This window comes from Enterobacter sp. WCHEn045836 (genome assembly GCF_003965585.1).
Taxonomy (GTDB): domain Bacteria; phylum Pseudomonadota; class Gammaproteobacteria; order Enterobacterales; family Enterobacteriaceae; genus Enterobacter; species Enterobacter dissolvens.
On sequence record NZ_RXPT01000004.1, the window covers coordinates 276,419 to 290,884 of the forward strand.

The 14,466-nt window shown below is 57.0% G+C and carries 15 protein-coding genes; 4 read left to right on the plus strand and 11 right to left on the minus strand.

Translation table 11 applies throughout. The features are described from left to right. Nucleotides 1-44: 44 nt before the first annotated feature. From nagE to norV, 4 genes are all read right to left on the minus strand, one after another. Nucleotides 45-1,535, minus strand: coding sequence for an N-acetylglucosamine-specific PTS transporter subunit IIBC (gene nagE / locus EKN38_RS07485; protein ID WP_126521858.1), 1,491 nt, complete (start codon nucleotides 1,533-1,535; stop codon nucleotides 45-47). A 218-nt stretch (nucleotides 1,536-1,753) separates the two neighbouring features. Continuing rightward, nucleotides 1,754-1,912: a hypothetical protein gene (locus tag EKN38_RS25715; RefSeq protein ID WP_014833039.1), complete on the minus strand. Its 159-nt coding sequence runs from the start codon at nucleotides 1,910-1,912 to the stop codon at nucleotides 1,754-1,756. A gap of 244 nt (nucleotides 1,913-2,156) precedes the next feature. After that, nucleotides 2,157-3,290 carry an NADH:flavorubredoxin reductase NorW gene (gene norW / locus EKN38_RS07490; RefSeq protein WP_014833038.1) on the minus strand — a complete coding sequence of 378 codons (1,134 nt, stop codon included), beginning with the start codon at nucleotides 3,288-3,290 and terminating at the stop codon, nucleotides 2,157-2,159. Next, nucleotides 3,287-4,720: an anaerobic nitric oxide reductase flavorubredoxin gene (gene norV / locus EKN38_RS07495; RefSeq protein ID WP_014833037.1), complete on the minus strand. Its 1,434-nt coding sequence runs from the start codon at nucleotides 4,718-4,720 to the stop codon at nucleotides 3,287-3,289. The genes norW and norV overlap by 4 nt, the downstream gene beginning before the upstream one ends. A gap of 184 nt (nucleotides 4,721-4,904) precedes the next feature. Between norV and norR the strand changes: the two genes are divergently transcribed. After that, a complete protein-coding gene (norR, locus tag EKN38_RS07500) occupies nucleotides 4,905-6,419 on the plus strand; it encodes a nitric oxide reductase transcriptional regulator NorR (protein ID WP_014833036.1) in 1,515 nt (504 codons plus the stop codon). Here the strand turns inward: norR and gutQ are convergent. From gutQ to srlA, 7 genes are all read right to left on the minus strand, one after another. Further along, complete coding sequence (gutQ, locus tag EKN38_RS07505; RefSeq protein WP_014833035.1) at nucleotides 6,416-7,381, minus strand: arabinose-5-phosphate isomerase GutQ; 966 nt, start codon at nucleotides 7,379-7,381, stop codon at nucleotides 6,416-6,418. The genes norR and gutQ overlap by 4 nt on opposite strands. Continuing rightward, the gene (locus tag EKN38_RS07510) at nucleotides 7,374-8,147 is read right to left on the minus strand and encodes a DNA-binding transcriptional repressor (protein WP_014833034.1); all 774 of its coding nucleotides are present in this window, start codon (nucleotides 8,145-8,147) and stop codon (nucleotides 7,374-7,376) included. Before EKN38_RS07510 ends, gutQ begins: the two co-directional genes overlap by 8 nt. A gap of 63 nt (nucleotides 8,148-8,210) precedes the next feature. Beyond that, a complete protein-coding gene (gene gutM / locus EKN38_RS07515; RefSeq protein ID WP_014833033.1) occupies nucleotides 8,211-8,570 on the minus strand; it encodes a transcriptional regulator GutM in 360 nt (119 codons plus the stop codon). A 67-nt stretch (nucleotides 8,571-8,637) separates the two neighbouring features. Next, nucleotides 8,638-9,417: a sorbitol-6-phosphate dehydrogenase gene (srlD, locus tag EKN38_RS07520; RefSeq protein ID WP_014833032.1), complete on the minus strand. Its 780-nt coding sequence runs from the start codon at nucleotides 9,415-9,417 to the stop codon at nucleotides 8,638-8,640. Between the two features lie 15 nt (nucleotides 9,418-9,432). Further along, on the minus strand, nucleotides 9,433-9,795 hold the full coding sequence (srlB, locus tag EKN38_RS07525; RefSeq protein ID WP_014833031.1) for a PTS glucitol/sorbitol transporter subunit IIA: 363 nt from the start codon (nucleotides 9,793-9,795) through the stop codon (nucleotides 9,433-9,435). Between the two features lie 12 nt (nucleotides 9,796-9,807). Then, nucleotides 9,808-10,767, minus strand: coding sequence for a PTS glucitol/sorbitol transporter subunit IIB (locus EKN38_RS07530; RefSeq protein ID WP_014833030.1), 960 nt, complete (start codon nucleotides 10,765-10,767; stop codon nucleotides 9,808-9,810). Continuing rightward, nucleotides 10,764-11,327, minus strand: a complete 564-nt coding sequence (srlA, locus tag EKN38_RS07535; protein ID WP_014833029.1) for a PTS glucitol/sorbitol transporter subunit IIC — start codon at nucleotides 11,325-11,327, stop codon at nucleotides 10,764-10,766. The genes EKN38_RS07530 and srlA overlap by 4 nt, the downstream gene beginning before the upstream one ends. Nucleotides 11,328-11,600: 273 nt before the next feature. Here srlA and mltB point away from each other — a divergent pair, with 273 nt between their 5' ends. From mltB to EKN38_RS07550, 3 genes are all read left to right on the plus strand, one after another. Beyond that, a complete protein-coding gene (gene mltB / locus EKN38_RS07540; protein ID WP_014833028.1) occupies nucleotides 11,601-12,701 on the plus strand; it encodes a lytic murein transglycosylase B in 1,101 nt (366 codons plus the stop codon). Nucleotides 12,702-12,955: 254 nt separating this feature from the next. Continuing rightward, nucleotides 12,956-13,609 carry a metal ABC transporter ATP-binding protein gene (locus EKN38_RS07545; protein WP_014833027.1) on the plus strand — a complete coding sequence of 218 codons (654 nt, stop codon included), beginning with the start codon at nucleotides 12,956-12,958 and terminating at the stop codon, nucleotides 13,607-13,609. Further along, nucleotides 13,606-14,466 carry a metal ABC transporter permease gene (locus EKN38_RS07550; RefSeq protein ID WP_014833026.1) on the plus strand — a complete coding sequence of 287 codons (861 nt, stop codon included), beginning with the start codon at nucleotides 13,606-13,608 and terminating at the stop codon, nucleotides 14,464-14,466. The genes EKN38_RS07545 and EKN38_RS07550 overlap by 4 nt, the downstream gene beginning before the upstream one ends.

The following is a 14,466-nucleotide window of genomic DNA, read 5'->3' on the forward strand; positions in this document are numbered from 1 at the left end:
TTTATTCCCTCTCCGGTACGGAGAGGGAACAGCAACGCGCCGCGTCAGGCTTCTGTCTGTGCCCGAATCTTCAGGGCAATACGTTCAGCCTGGGGGCCAAGTATGACCTGCGCATTCCGGGTACCCATCTTCAGAATACCTTTGGCACCCAGCGCTTTCAGCTCCGGTTCATCCAGCAGGCTGTTATCCACCAGCGTCAGGCGCAAGCGGGTAATGCAGGCATCGACGCTCGTCAGGTTTTCTTTGCCGCCTAACGCCACGATGTACCGGGCAATGGCCTCGCTCTGATCATCAGAATCCCCCGTTATTGCGTCCTCTTCCTCACGACCCGGCGTTTTCAGCCTGAAGGCGCGAATAGCGAAGGTGAACACCACAAAATAGATCGCGAAGAACAGCACAATCAGCGGGATTAAAATCCACGGTTTCGTGGCAAGCCCCCAGTTGAGCACAAAGTCGATCAACCCGGCGGAGAAACCAAAGCCGTGCAGCACGCCGAGGCTGTTGGCGATCACCATGCTGACGCCCGCAAGTACTGCATGCAGGGCGTACAGGGCAGGAGCAAGGAACAGGAAGGAGAATTCGATGGGTTCGGTGATGCCGGTCAGGAAGGCCGTCAGCGCCACAGAGAGCAGCATCCCGCCCACGGCTGAACGGCGGGCTTTCGGCGCGGCGAAATACATTGCCAGCGCAGCTCCCGGCAGGCCGCCCATAAAGATGGGGTACGCCCAGGCCATGTAGACGCCAGCATGCGGGTCACCCGCGAAGAAGCGGTTAAGGTCGCCACGGGTCAGGTCAGTGGCAATCTGTGTGATGGTGGAGCCCTCGATGCCCGGTACGGTACCACCGTCAACCAGCCCTTTCACCACATCCGGCGCGAGACAGATGTTATGAACTGCACTCGCGGCATCATAGCTCACCTTCAGACAGTCGCCGAGGCTAAACCAGAAGACGGAGTGCAGAATGTAGTGCAGGCCAAACGGAATCAACGCCCGGTTAAGCACCCCATAGATAAACCAGCCCGGTTCGCCGCTGCGGGAAACGAGCAGGCTAAAAGTATCAATACCGTGCTGCACCGAAGGCCAGACGTAGCCGCACACCCAGGCGATGAACAGGCAGATAAGCCCGGTCATGATGGGGACCAGACGCTTGCCCGCAAAGAAGGCAAGAAAGTCCGGCAGTTTGGTATTCGAGAAGCGGTTATAGCAGTGGCCAGCCACCACGCCAGCAATAATCCCCGCGAAGAAGGACATGTTAATGGAGGCGTTAATGACCGCCGTGGCTTTGGTGAGCACCAGGAAGCCAACGGCACCGGCAAGGGCCGCCGCGCCCGCGTTGTCTTTAGCCAGACCAATGGCGATACCAAGGGCAAAAAGGAGCGGTAAGCTGTCAAAAATACCGCCCCCCGCACTCGCAATAAAGGGAATATTAAAAACATCAGGCTGACCGAGACGTAATAATATCGCTGCCACCGGCAGCGTGGCGATTGGCAACATCAGGGCTTTACCCAGACGTTGCAGATAACTAAATGCATTCATGTGAGTGGATTCCAGTAGAACTTAATTCACGACAAAAAATAACAGCTTTAATTTTAATGCGAAAGCAGGAAGGATGAAATTGTGATAGAGGATAAATTAATTTTTATTATATTTTCTCAGTCAATTAATATTTAAATAAACAATGATGAGTTCAATTATTTGTTCCGCTTTTTGCCGGGTTGCACTGCGCATACCCGGCCTGTAAGCTCTGGATGCGTTCATCGTTTCGTGTGGTTCAGGGGCATCATCAGTTCACGCAGACGCTCAATGCGTGCCTCCGGGCTAAGATAGAGCCAGCGAAATAATATACGCTCTGATTTTTTTACCCGCGTAAAATAGGCTGAAAGATAGTTTAGCTCTTTGGTGAACGTCGCCATGGGATATCTCCGGTTGAGTCATTAATCATCAGACTAAGCCGGGAGCAGGGAATAAAACAGGTTGATGTTTTACAGCTGTTCCGCATTTAAATAATTATGGACGGAATGAATAAGGGATTAAAAACGATGATTTATCTAATATGTATTTACCTCATGAATAAGATGCGCCAAAAAAAGCCCCGGGACAGCGGGGCGGCGGACACTAATATCCAGAGATCACGTCAACGTGGCAGGCGACGCCGGATTAAGCAGGCAGTGATTTCAGCAGAGCGAAAGCCTCCTTCATCCGGTCTTCACTGACGACAAAGGCGCGTATCTGACCCTCGTTATCCACGCCTCGCGCGACCATGCCCTGCGGGTCGAGGGTGATTTGCCAGTGCAGATCCTGGCGCTGCGTTTCGCCTGCCAGATGCAGCGGCATGTCAGGCGTTTTCACCTTCACCAGCATGGCCGGTAATTTCAGCGGTGCGCTGCCGCCGAGCAGGTTTTTTGCCAGATGCATGGCGCCAAGCTGGATCGGCTGCAGGAAAGGCAGCACCTGACCGTTGATTTCCGCACAGTCCCCCAACGCGTAAATGTCGGGCTGCGTGGTTTGCAGGTAGCTATTCACCTTCACACCACGGTCTGTTTCTGCGCCAGCGCGATGCGCCAGCGCGGTTTCCGGGCGCAGCCCTGTCGCGGCAATCACCACATCGACCTCCACGCTGCGGTTGCGGTCAAGCGTTGCGCGAATGCCGCCTTCGGTTTTGCTCAGACTCTGCAATTGCGATTTCAGCAGCAGATGCACGCCCATGTCAGTCAGACGGTGCTGTAAGCGACTGCTTACTTCTGCGGGCATCAAGGCCGACAGAATACTTGCTGCGTGGTCGACCAGAGTGACGGCTTTACCTGCGCGACAGAAATCCATCGCCAGCTCGGTGCCAATCAGACCGCCGCCAACAATCATCACCCGCCCTGCGTCGCAAAGCGTCGTTTCACAGGCCTGGTACGCCTGCTGACTGTTCAGGGTGATCATCAGCTCGCGGCCTTCAACCGGCGGCACGAAAGCTGAGGCTCCCGTCGCCAGCACCAGCTTGTCGTACTGCCAGGTTTTGTCTTTCGCTTTTACCACGTGCGCGGCAGCGTCGATATCGGTGACCCAGGTGTAGGGAAACAGGCGCAGGTTGAACTGCTCCGCGAACTCTCCCGCCGTCTGGCGGGTGAGATCGTCAGCGCGCTGGTTCAGGCTAATCACATGGCTTAAATCAGGCTTGTTGTACTCATTCATGCTGTCGGCGGCGATGACCGTCAGCGGCACGTTTGCATCCTGTTTGCGGATATTTTTCACCAGCTGGCGGGCGGCAAAGCCCGAGCCGATGATGACAATGCCATTGCTCATTTTGCCTCCGTTGCCAGTTCGTCAAAGACGTCTTTCCCAAGGGAACATTCCGGGCAGAGGAAGGTGTCCGGCACCTCACTCCACGGCGTACCCGGTGCGACATCCTGCAGCGGCTCGCCCAGTTCCGGGTCGTAGATCCACTGGCAGACACTGCACTGCATGCGTGGGCCAGGATCGGCGGTCGCGGCGCAGGCCTCCTGCTGTTCGGTCGGTTTCGCTGCCTGCGGAAGCGGTGCGAGCGCCCACTGACGCGCAATATCGCGGCCGTGCTGACGGCAGATTTCCAGCGCGTCGAGATCAGGCCGCCATTTGGCCTTCAGGCTCATGGACATCTCAAAACCGGCATCCTGCAGGCGGGTGGAAAGACGATCTACCGCACCGCCGCTCCAGCCGTGGGAGCCAAAGGCGCTGGCGCGTTTGTTGCGAAAGCGCAGGCCGGTCATCTCTTCCACCAGGCCGGCTATTTTCGGCATCATCACGTTGTTCATGGTGGAGGTGCCCACCAGCACGCCCTTAGAGCGGAAGACGTTGGTGAGGATCTCGTTTTTATCGCTGCGCGCCACGTTGAAGATTTTCACCGCCACGTTCGGGTCCGCTTCGTTGATGCCCTGGGCAATCGCATCCGCCATCATGCGGGTGTTGTTGGACATGGTGTCGTAGAAAATCGTGATGCGGTCTTCCTGATAATCCGCCGCCCATTTCAGGTACAGCTCAACGATCTGGGTAGGGTTTTCACGCCACACCACGCCGTGGGAGGTGGCAATCATATCCACCGGCAGGTTGAAGCCGAGGATCTCGGTGATTTTTGGCGTCACCAGACGGCTAAACGGGGTCAGGATGTTGGCGTAGTAGCGCTGGCACTGTTCAAACAGCTCGGTCTGATCCACTTCATCGTTAAACAGACGTTCGTCGCAGTAGTGCTGACCAAAGGCGTCGTTGCTGAACAGTACCGCATCGCCGGTCAGGTAGGTCATCATGCTGTCCGGCCAGTGCAGCATCGGGGTTTCCACGAAGATCAGCTGTTTGCCGTTACCAATATCCAGCGTGTCGCCGGTTTTCACGGTGTGGAAATTCCACTCCGGATGGTGATGGTGACCGTTGATGGAGTCGATGGCGTTGGTGGTGCAGTAGATCGGGGTATCCGGAATGTGGGACATCAACTCGGTCAGCGCCCCGGCGTGATCCTCTTCCGCGTGGTTGATGATGATGTAGTCGATATCGTTCAGATCGATTTCGCTGCGCAGGTTCTGCACGAACTCGCGGCTGAATTTGTGATCGACGGTATCGATCAGCACGTTTTTACCTTCGCGAATGAGATAGCTGTTGTAGCTGCTGCCGCGCAGCGTTTTGTATTCCGTCCCGTGGAAATCACGCACTTCCCAGTCACGTTGACCGACCCAATGAATGTTATTTTTAACCCGAATAGACATAGCAACCTCAAATAATACGGCGTGTTGAATAAGCTGTTTTGTCTATATCAACTTGCGTGCCAACTTTTATTTTATTGATTTTTATGGGTTAAAATTTTTATTCCCCGGAATGGGTAGTCATTATGACTATTGTTAAAGATGTCAATATGACACTATGTATTGTCAAAATGACAGCGAGGCAGACATGAGCTTTTCCGTAGACGTGCTGGCGAAGATCGCCATTGAACTGCAAACCGGTATCGGTCATCAGGATCGTTTTCAGCGGCTGATTTCCACGCTGCGCCACGTGCTGGACTGCGATGCATCGGCACTGCTGCGCTATGAAGGACGACAGTTTATACCTCTGGCTATCGACGGGCTGGCGCAGGACGTTCTTGGAAGGCGTTTTACCCTGGAAGGCCATCCGCGGCTGGAAACCATCGCCCGGGCCGGGGACGTGGTGCGCTTTCCGGCGGACAGCGATCTGCCCGACCCGTACGACGGCCTTATACCCGGGCAGGAGAGCCTGAAGGTGCACGCCTGTATCGGCCTGCCGCTGTTTGCCGGACAAAACCTGATTGGGGCGCTGACCCTTGATGGGATGTCGCCGGACCAGTTCGATACCTTCAGCGACGAAGAGCTGCGCCTGATTGCGGCCCTGGCCGCCGGGGCGCTGAACACTGCCCTGCTGATTGAACAGCTGGAGAGCCAGAATATTCTTCCTGGCAGCCCGGCGGCGTTTGAACAGGTCGCGCATACGGAGATGATTGGCCTCTCGCCAGGCATGGTACAACTCAAAAAAGAGATTGAGATCGTCGCGGCATCCGATTTGAACGTGCTGATCTTCGGTGAGACCGGCACCGGTAAAGAGCTGGTGGCGAAATCCATTCACGAAGCTTCACCGCGTGCGGCCAACCCGCTGGTCTACCTTAACTGCGCTGCACTGCCGGAAAGCGTGGCGGAAAGCGAGCTGTTTGGTCACGTTAAAGGGGCATTTACCGGTGCCATCAGCAACCGCAGCGGTAAGTTTGAAATGGCCGATAACGGCACGCTGTTCCTCGATGAAATAGGCGAGCTTTCGCTGTCGCTGCAGGCCAAGCTGCTGCGCGTATTACAGTACGGTGATATTCAGCGCGTGGGAGACGACCGCAGCTTACGGGTCAACGTGCGCGTGCTGGCGGCAACCAACCGCGACCTGCGCGAAGCGGTGCTGAACGGCAATTTCCGCGCCGATCTGTTCCATCGTCTGAGCGTTTTTCCGCTTACCGTGCCGCCGCTGCGCGAGCGTGGGGATGATGTGGTGCTGCTGGCGGGTTTTTTCTGCGAACAGTGTCGGCTCAAAATGGGCTTGTCGCGCGTGGTATTGAGCCCGGGGGCGCGGAGCCATCTGCTGACCTACGCCTGGCCGGGTAACGTACGCGAGCTGGAGCACGCCATCCATCGCGCGGTGGTGCTGGCGCGGGCGACGCGCTCAGGGGATGAAATCGTGATTCATGCGCGGCATTTTGCGCTGCATGAGGAAAGTGCCCCGTTCGTGAAGCCCGCAACGCCTGAGAGCGTGAACGAGAACCTGCGCGAGGCGACAGAAGAATTTCAGCGCCAGATGATTACCCGCGCGCTGGAGCAGAACAACCGCAGTTGGGCGGCGTGCGCGCGGGCGCTGGAAATGGACGTCGCCAACCTGCACCGGCTGGCGAAGCGTCTGGGACTGAAGGGTTAAATAATGCCTGCCTGGTAGAAATCCTGCAGGTTGATGGCGCCGCACAGGCGGCCAGCGTCATCCACCACCGGTGCGGCGGTGATTTTACGTTTCATCAGCACCTCTTTGGCTTCAATGGCGCGGCTGCTGGCATTCAGCGTTAACCCGCCCGGGGTCATCGCTTCTGACACGCGTGCCTCCAGCTTGCCGCCGCCCACCAGCCAGCGGCGCAGGTCGCCGTCGGTAAAGACGCCTTTCACCTGACGCATATCGTCGCAGACGGCGACCAGTCCCAGCCCGGTGCGGCTCAGTTCCAGCATCGCGTCCATCACGCTGGTGTCGAGTTTGACCTGCGGGATGGCATCGCCGGTACGCATCAGATGGTGAACGTTATTCAGCAAGCGGGCGCCGAGTGCCCCGGCAGGGTGTGAACGGGCGAAATCTTCTTCATTGAAACCGCGCGCCTGCATCACCGCCATCGCCAGCGCGTCGCCCATCATCAGGGTGTTGACGGTGCTGGAGGTGGGGGCGAGGTGCATCGGGCAGGCTTCGCGCTCCACGGCAATATCCAGCACCGCTTTGGCCGCCAGCGCCAGCGGCGAGCGGGATTTACCGGTCATGGCCAGCAGGGCGATCGATTTTTCCTGCAGACGCGGGATGATGAGATCCAGCTCTTTGGCCGAGCCGGAGTAAGAGATAAACAGCATCACGTCGCGGCTTTCGATCATCCCCAGATCGCCATGCAGGGCTTCAGCCGGGTGCACGAAGAACGCCGGTGTCCCGGTGCTCGCCAGCGTCGCGGCAATTTTCTTGCCGATGTGGCCGGACTTGCCGATCCCGGAGACAATCACTTTGCCTTCGCACTGGATGATGGTGTTGGCGGCGCGCACAAAATCCTCGCCCAGACGTTCAGGCAGGCGGCTGGCTTCCTGCAGTTCCAGCATCAGTGTCTGACGGCCAGCGTTTAACAGAAAATCACTCATCTTTCTCTCCGGTTACGATCACGTCGATGCCTTTCTCTTCCAGCGCTTTTTTGAACGCCGGATCGATCCCGGCATCGGTGATCAGCGTATCGACGCTTTCAAGGCTACAGACTATGTTGGGGCTTTTACGGCCAAACTTCGAGGAGTCCGCCATTAAAATCACTTCCCGGGCGGCGTTGCACATGGCTTTACTGACGCTGAACACTTCGTTGAAGGTGGTAACACCGGCGTTCAGGTCGATGCCGTCGGTACCCATAAACAGTTTGTCAAAGCTGAAGTGCTCGAAGGCATTTTCTGCCAGCTGGCCGTGAAATGACGCTGATTTTTTACGGAAAGTCCCGCCGGGCATGAGAATGGTTTGTTCACTGTCAAACTCCGAGAGAGCGTTGACGATATGCAGGCTGTTGGTCATCACCGTGATGTTGTTAAAGCGGCTGAGCAGCGGGATCATCTGCAGGACGGTACTGCCCGCATCAAGAATAATAGAGTCGCCATCATGGATAAATTTCACGGCGGCTTCGGCAATCAGCGCTTTCTGGTGGGTGTTGATCAGCGTTTTGTGATCGATAGGCGGGTCGGCTTCGTCTTTGTTGAGCATCACCCCGCCGTAGGTTCGAATGACTGCGCCAGCGTTTTCGAGCAATACCAGGTCCTTGCGTATTGTTGTGCCGGTGGTGTCAAAGTAGTGGGCCAGCTCCTCTACCGAGCATTTTCCCTGCTTTTGCAGATGCTCAAGAATGGCCGCCTGCCGCTGACGTGGTTTCATAGGCGCTTCGTTCCTTAGGTTGCGAAATGATAATTTCGCAAGTCTATAGCTTTCACAACGAAATTATCCATGTTTCAGATTAAGCGCTAATGATAGTGCATTCTGACAGAGTGGATCATGGGGAAAGATCACATCAGGCCGCAATTCCTGCAAAGAAATGCCGTTGATTGCCTGGATTTTCACCGGTCGGGCAAAGACGGTCATGCCGCGCATGATCAGGGAATCGCAGACGTTATTGTTTTCATCCAGCGCAACGGCGACAACGACGCGTGGTTTGAAGCGTCCACCGGAACGCCCGACGCCCACGCGACCTTGCTGACACAGAGCGTCAAACGCGCGGTTAAACTGGTGGATTTGCCAGCCGCCAAACGCCAACTGGCAGATCCAGGCGAGGGCGGCGACGGTGATGAGTGCGGTTACCATATCGGCTCCTTGTTATATTCCCTCTCCCTGTGGGAGAGGGGTAGGGTGAGGGCATCAGCCTGCTCGATCAGAACATCACCTGCCCACCGGTGACGTTAATCGACTGCCCGGTGCAGTAAGAGGCTTTCGGGCTGGCATAGAACAGCAGGATATTCAGCACATCCTGATAGTCGCACCCGCGCTTCAACGGCACTTTGTCGATGTAATACTGCTCCACTTCATCTTCTTTGATGCCAAGCTTGGTGGCGTACTGCGGCAGAAGCGACTGGAACATAGGCGACTTCAGCAGGTTGCCCAGCATCAGCGAGTGAACGGTAATTCCGTATTCGGCCAGATCCAGCGCCAGAGACTGCGTCAGCCCTACGCCGCCAAACTTCGCCGCGCTGTAGCCGGAATTGTGTTTGCTGCCCACTTTTCCCGATTTGGAGTTGATCTGAATGATGCGCCCCTGAATGCCGTCGCGGATCATCAGACGGGAAAACTCACGGGCGCAGAGGAAGTAGCCCACCAGATTGACCTGCAGGGAGCGGTCAAAATCCCCCAGCTCGACATCGCTGATAAACGCCGCTTTGGCAATCCCGGCACTATAGACCAGCAGGTCGGTACGGCCAAAAATCTCGTCTACCCCGCGGGCCAGCGCCATGACGCTCTGCTCGCTGGTGGCATCGGCACCAAACCCGTACGCCATTCCTTCACCAAATTCGGTGTTGATGGTATCCGCCACGCGGGCGGCTTTCTCACTCTGAATATCCACTACCGCCACGCGGTAACCTTCTGCGGCAAGCCCACGGCAGAGAAACTCTCCTAAGGTTTGTCCTCCACCAATGACAACGGCAACCTGACTCATAACGCTCTCCTTAAATTACGCAACAAATTTTAATGTGCAGCCTGGGGTAACAGCCTGCGGAACCGGGCCGTCCACGTGAACCGTGCCGGGATATTCCGCCTGCGCCTGGCCATCGAACCGCAGGGTGATGTGGCCCAGCTCGCGCAGATTTTGCTCGGCCACGTCGCCCACGGCGGTGACGGCATAGCGGGTATCACCCAGCTCCAGCTGGCTTCCCGCTTTCAACTCTCCGTGCAGTTCGCCGTGACAGTGGATAAAGCAAAACTCTTCGATATCTGCCGGTGCACCTTCGCGGAAAGTGATCAGCATCTGGTCGCTGAGCGCATCGGCCGCGCTCTGGCCGATGCGGGTAATGGTGGTCTGGTAAATCACGGTCATTGCAGGCACCTCTTATTGATAAATAAAGCCGGAAACAAACCAGGCAATCAGCACCGTCGGTGCGCCAGTCAGGAAACGGCTGACCAGCACAGACGGGACACCCACGCGCACGGTGTCCTGACGCGCTTCGGCAAGTGACAAGCCAACGGGAATGAAGTCGCATGCTGCCTGGGCGTTAATGGCAAACAGCGCAGGCAGGGCCAGATGCGGAGGAATGTTACCCAGACCAATCTGTACGCCAATCAGCACGCCGATGACCTGAGCAATCACCGCCCCCGGGCCGAGGAACGGCGACAGCAGCGGGAAGGAGCAGATCAGCGCCAGCGTCACCAGACCGAGCGGGTGGCTGGCGAGCGGGGCAAGGCCGTGGGCGATCCAGTCTCCCAGACCTGACGCCATGATGATGCCGATTAACGCGGAGACGAAGGCCATAAACGGCAGGATGGTTTTCAGCACCGTGTCGATGGTGTCGCGCCCGGACTGGAACAGTACCGCCACGGCGGAGCCCATTCCCATGCCGACCTTCGCCAGCAGGCCGTCGCTCTGCTCGGTGATCTTCTTACTGGTGTCGTAGTCGCGCGGTGCGGTTTTTTGCGGGGCGGAAGTCCCCTTCACCAGCGTGATGTTCTCCTCCTTCACGCCTGACACATAAATGTCTTCAAGGATGTACTGCGCCAGCGGGCCTGATTTCCCGGTGGAGTGAATGTTCACCGTCGGAATGCGACGCTTCGGATAGATACCGCAGCGCAGCGTGCCGCCACAGTCGATGACCGCCACGCCGATTTCCGCCTCCGGTGGTTCGCCTTCTTTGAAGCCGTCCACCGCTTCCCAGCCGGTCAGATCGCGTAGCTTGTCGACAATCGCCGGACGTGTGCCTGCGGTGATATAGACGATTTTTTTGCCTTCGGTGGCGTCGAACTCCAGCGGGCCGCCCCAGCCGCCCGTGCCTTTCTCAATGCGGATCCGGCTCATGCTGTGGCTCCTGACAGGTGAACGTTTTGCTCAAGCTGGATGCCCATTTTTTTCTCGAAAATGGTGGTGGTGAGATCGGTCACCCAGCCACGGAAGAAATTGGTGACCAGGCCGACCAGCAGATAGCTCACCGCCAGGGGGCCAAGCGGCAGGCCAAGCGTGGTCAGGCCGCTGGCAATACCGAGATAAACAAACAGCTCACCCGGGTTGATATGGGGGAACAGGCCGTTCATGGAGTGGCAGCTATATGAGGCGGCGGCGTAGTAACTCGGTTTGTACTTTTCTGGCATAAAGCGGCCGAGGCTTAAGGTCATGGGGTTACAGAAAACAAAGGTACCAATGCAGGGCAACAGCAGGTAACGGGATAACGGATTCCCGGCACAGCGTTGGGCGAAGCGTTCTATGCGTTGCTGGCCGATAAAGTTAATCAGCGCATTCATGATCACCAGCAGGCTGATCAGCAGCGGCAGGATCCCGGTCACCATACCGGTGAAGACCTCTCCGCCTTTCTGAAACAGCCCGATGAACCACTCGGCGCCGTGGGTGATGGTTTCTATCATTCTTCTCTCCTGTGGGGCTTTTTTGTTTTGTATTACCTGGACTAATAATAATCACTTTGAAAGGTTTTAAAGTGTTAATCAGATCTCACAATGAAAGAAAAATGGATTATTTTGAAAGTTAATGGGTGAGGGAGGCGCATTTTGGTTGAAAAAAGCGCAGATTTGCGTTGAGGAGCGTAAAGATTTGGTGGGGAAGGCGCGTACCGCTTCCTTGAGGTGTTGCGGATGCTTTACCATACTGGGTTCTTATCGAACCCGTTAAATGGATGTCCCATGTTCAAGCGTCGTTATGCAGCGTTGTTACCTGCGCTTATTCTGCTGTCCGCCTGTAGTAGTAAACCCAAGACTGAAGCCGCTGTGCAGACGGCTGGCGCGCCTTCCGGAGGATTCCTGCTGGAGCCGCAGCACAATATGATGCAGATGGGTGGCGACTTCGCGAATAACCCGGCGGCCGAACAGTTCATCGATAAAATGGTGAGCAAACACGGCTTTGACAGACAGCAATTGCATGAAATTTTGTCGCAGGCGAAACGTCTGGACTACGTGCTGCGCCTGATGGACAGGCAGGCACCGACAGCGCAAGTGCCAACCGGGCCAAACGGTGCGTGGTTGCGCTATCGCAAACAGTTTATTACCCCGGACAACGTGCAAAATGGCGTGGTGTTCTGGAATCAGTATGAAGACGCCCTCAATCGCGCGTGGCAGGTCTACGGCGTGCCACCTGAAATCATCGTCGGCATTATCGGTGTGGAAACCCGCTGGGGTCGCGTGATGGGCAAAACCCGCATTCTCGATGCGCTGGCCACGCTCTCGTTTAACTACCCGCGTCGTGCCGAATACTTCTCTTCCGAGCTGGAAACCTTCCTGCTGATGGCGCGTAACGAGCAGGATGACCCGCTCGATCTGAAAGGCTCGTTTGCCGGTGCGATGGGCTATGGTCAGTTCATGCCGTCTTCCTACAAGCAGTATGCCGTCGACTTTAACGGAGACGGACACATCAATCTGTGGGATCCGGTGGATGCCATCGGCAGCGTGGCGAACTACTTCAAGGCACACGGCTGGACGCCGGGTGGGCAGGTAGCCGTACAGGCCAATGGCGAGGCGTTTGGTCTGGAAAACGGCTTTAAAACCAAATACAGCGTTGCGCAGCTGACGGCGGCAGGCTTAACGCCAACGCAACCGCTGGGTAATGTCGATCAGGTGAGCCTGCTGCGTCTGGATGTAGGAACCGGGTATCAGTACTGGTACGGTATGCCAAACTTCTACACTATCACCCGCTATAACCACAGCACGCACTATGCGATGGCCGTATGGCAGCTGGGTCTGGCGGTATCGCAGGCGCGTGTCCCTGCGGCGTCACCGTTTAGTCAGTAAATCGCTTTATTCCTCCCTCTCCCTGCGGGAGAGGGTTGGGGAGAGGGCCCCCCGCAGAAACATTTCGCCACACTCCCTTTGCAAACGCGCCATTTACATCTCAATTGCCTTTCATTATTGTTACGTTATAACATTTAATGTGGTGTCAAAATGTCAACGTCCCTTTTCTCTTTGTCTGCGGCAGTTAGGTTTCTGCTGGCGCTGGTCATTATCGTGTTTATCGGGTTGGCCGTGCGCTGGGCGGTGGCATTGCCATGATCGTCATGGATGAACTGATTGCGGGTTACGACCGTGTCCCCGTCACGCGTGCGATATCCGGCGTGATTGAACGCGGAAGCATGACCGCCATTATCGGGGCCAACGGATGCGGAAAATCCACGCTGCTGAAAACGCTCGCCGGGTTTATTCCGCCGGTAAGCGGCCGTTTTCGCTGGCAGGAGAAACGCCCGGTGATTGGCTGGCTGGCACAGCGTCACGCGCTTGAGGCGCAGTTTCCGCTGACGGTGCAGGATGTGGTGAGTATGGGCTGCTGGCCGCGTGTGTCGCTCTTTTCCGGCTTTCGTCGGGAAACACGCTCGCGCATTGCCAGCGCGCTGGAGCGTGTCGGGCTGGACGCCATGGCGTTATCTACCATCGATGCACTCTCCGGCGGCCAGTTTCAGCGCATGCTGTTTGCGCGGATCCTGGTGCAACAGGCGCCGCTGGTCATGCTGGATGAGCCCTTTAGCGGCGTCGATGAAGCCACCTGTAACGTGTTGATGGATCTGATGCTTGAGATGTACATGCAGGGGCAAACCCTGCTCGCGGTATTGCATGACAGCGAACGCGTATCACGCCACTTCCCGCAAACCTTACGGCTGGATACGGATATCCCGCACTGGAAAACCGAACGGGTGAGGGTGGCATGATCTGGCATCTTTTCTTTCAGCCGTTTATTGAGTACGGCTTTATGCGTCGCGCGCTGGTGGTGTGCCTGGCGCTGTCTGTCAGCACCACGGCGCTGGGCGTTTTCCTGCAACTGCGCCGGATGAGCCTGATGGGGGATGCCCTTTCACACGCCATTTTACCCGGTGTCGCGGTGGGTTATCTCCTGAGCGGTATGTCCCTGCTGGCAATGAGCATTGGCGGATTTATCGCCGGGATCGTCGTGGCGCTGGTGGCCGGGCTGGTCAGCCGTCGCACGCCGCTTAAAGAGGATGCCAGCTTTGCCGGGTTCTATCTCGGCTCGCTGGCGCTGGGCGTGACGCTGGTGTCGCTGCGCGGTTCGAACGTCGATCTGCTGCACCTGCTGTTTGGCTCTATTCTCGCGGTGGACAACGACGCCGCGCTGTTTGTGGCCGGTGTGTGCATCTTCACGCTGGTGACGCTGGCGATTTTCTATCGCGGGCTGGTGAGCGAGGCGTTTGATACCGCCTGGTTGCAGGTCAACGCCCGCTGGCTGCCTGGTTTATTGCATGGCCTGTTTCTGGCGCTGCTGGTGCTTAACCTGGTCGCCGGATTCCAGGTACTCGGCACGCTGATGGCCGTCGGGTTGATGATGCTTCCGGCGGTAGCAGCACGCTGCTGGGTGCGCACCCTGCCCGGGTTGTTATGCATGGCGGGCATCAGCGGCATTTTTTGCGCATGGCTGGGGTTAAGCCTCTCCTGGGCGGTGAGTTTACCCGCCGGACCGTCCATCGTGCTGACCGCCAGCGCACTGTTCTTTATTTCGGTTTTATTTGGCACACGAAGCCACCTGGCTGGCAGCCTGCGTGCGCTTTTTTAA

What these genes read in the sequence shown, in the direction of transcription:
- nagE (WP_126521858.1), bottom strand. Translation starts at nt 1,535, where the DNA reads ATGAATGCATTTAGTTATCTGCAACGTCTGGGTAAAGCCCTGATGTTG.
- EKN38_RS25715 (WP_014833039.1), bottom strand. Translation starts at nt 1,912, where the DNA reads ATGGCGACGTTCACCAAAGAGCTAAACTATCTTTCAGCCTATTTTACG.
- norW (WP_014833038.1), bottom strand. Translation starts at nt 3,290, where the DNA reads ATGAGCAATGGCATTGTCATCATCGGCTCGGGCTTTGCCGCCCGCCAG.
- norV (WP_014833037.1), bottom strand. Translation starts at nt 4,720, where the DNA reads ATGTCTATTCGGGTTAAAAATAACATTCATTGGGTCGGTCAACGTGAC.
- norR (WP_014833036.1), top strand. Translation starts at nt 4,905, where the DNA reads ATGAGCTTTTCCGTAGACGTGCTGGCGAAGATCGCCATTGAACTGCAA.
- gutQ (WP_014833035.1), bottom strand. Translation starts at nt 7,381, where the DNA reads ATGAGTGATTTTCTGTTAAACGCTGGCCGTCAGACACTGATGCTGGAA.
- EKN38_RS07510 (WP_014833034.1), bottom strand. Translation starts at nt 8,147, where the DNA reads ATGAAACCACGTCAGCGGCAGGCGGCCATTCTTGAGCATCTGCAAAAG.
- gutM (WP_014833033.1), bottom strand. Translation starts at nt 8,570, where the DNA reads ATGGTAACCGCACTCATCACCGTCGCCGCCCTCGCCTGGATCTGCCAG.
- srlD (WP_014833032.1), bottom strand. Translation starts at nt 9,417, where the DNA reads ATGAGTCAGGTTGCCGTTGTCATTGGTGGAGGACAAACCTTAGGAGAG.
- srlB (WP_014833031.1), bottom strand. Translation starts at nt 9,795, where the DNA reads ATGACCGTGATTTACCAGACCACCATTACCCGCATCGGCCAGAGCGCG.
- EKN38_RS07530 (WP_014833030.1), bottom strand. Translation starts at nt 10,767, where the DNA reads ATGAGCCGGATCCGCATTGAGAAAGGCACGGGCGGCTGGGGCGGCCCG.
- srlA (WP_014833029.1), bottom strand. Translation starts at nt 11,327, where the DNA reads ATGATAGAAACCATCACCCACGGCGCCGAGTGGTTCATCGGGCTGTTT.
- mltB (WP_014833028.1), top strand. Translation starts at nt 11,601, where the DNA reads ATGTTCAAGCGTCGTTATGCAGCGTTGTTACCTGCGCTTATTCTGCTG.
- EKN38_RS07545 (WP_014833027.1), top strand. Translation starts at nt 12,956, where the DNA reads ATGATCGTCATGGATGAACTGATTGCGGGTTACGACCGTGTCCCCGTC.
- EKN38_RS07550 (WP_014833026.1), top strand. Translation starts at nt 13,606, where the DNA reads ATGATCTGGCATCTTTTCTTTCAGCCGTTTATTGAGTACGGCTTTATG.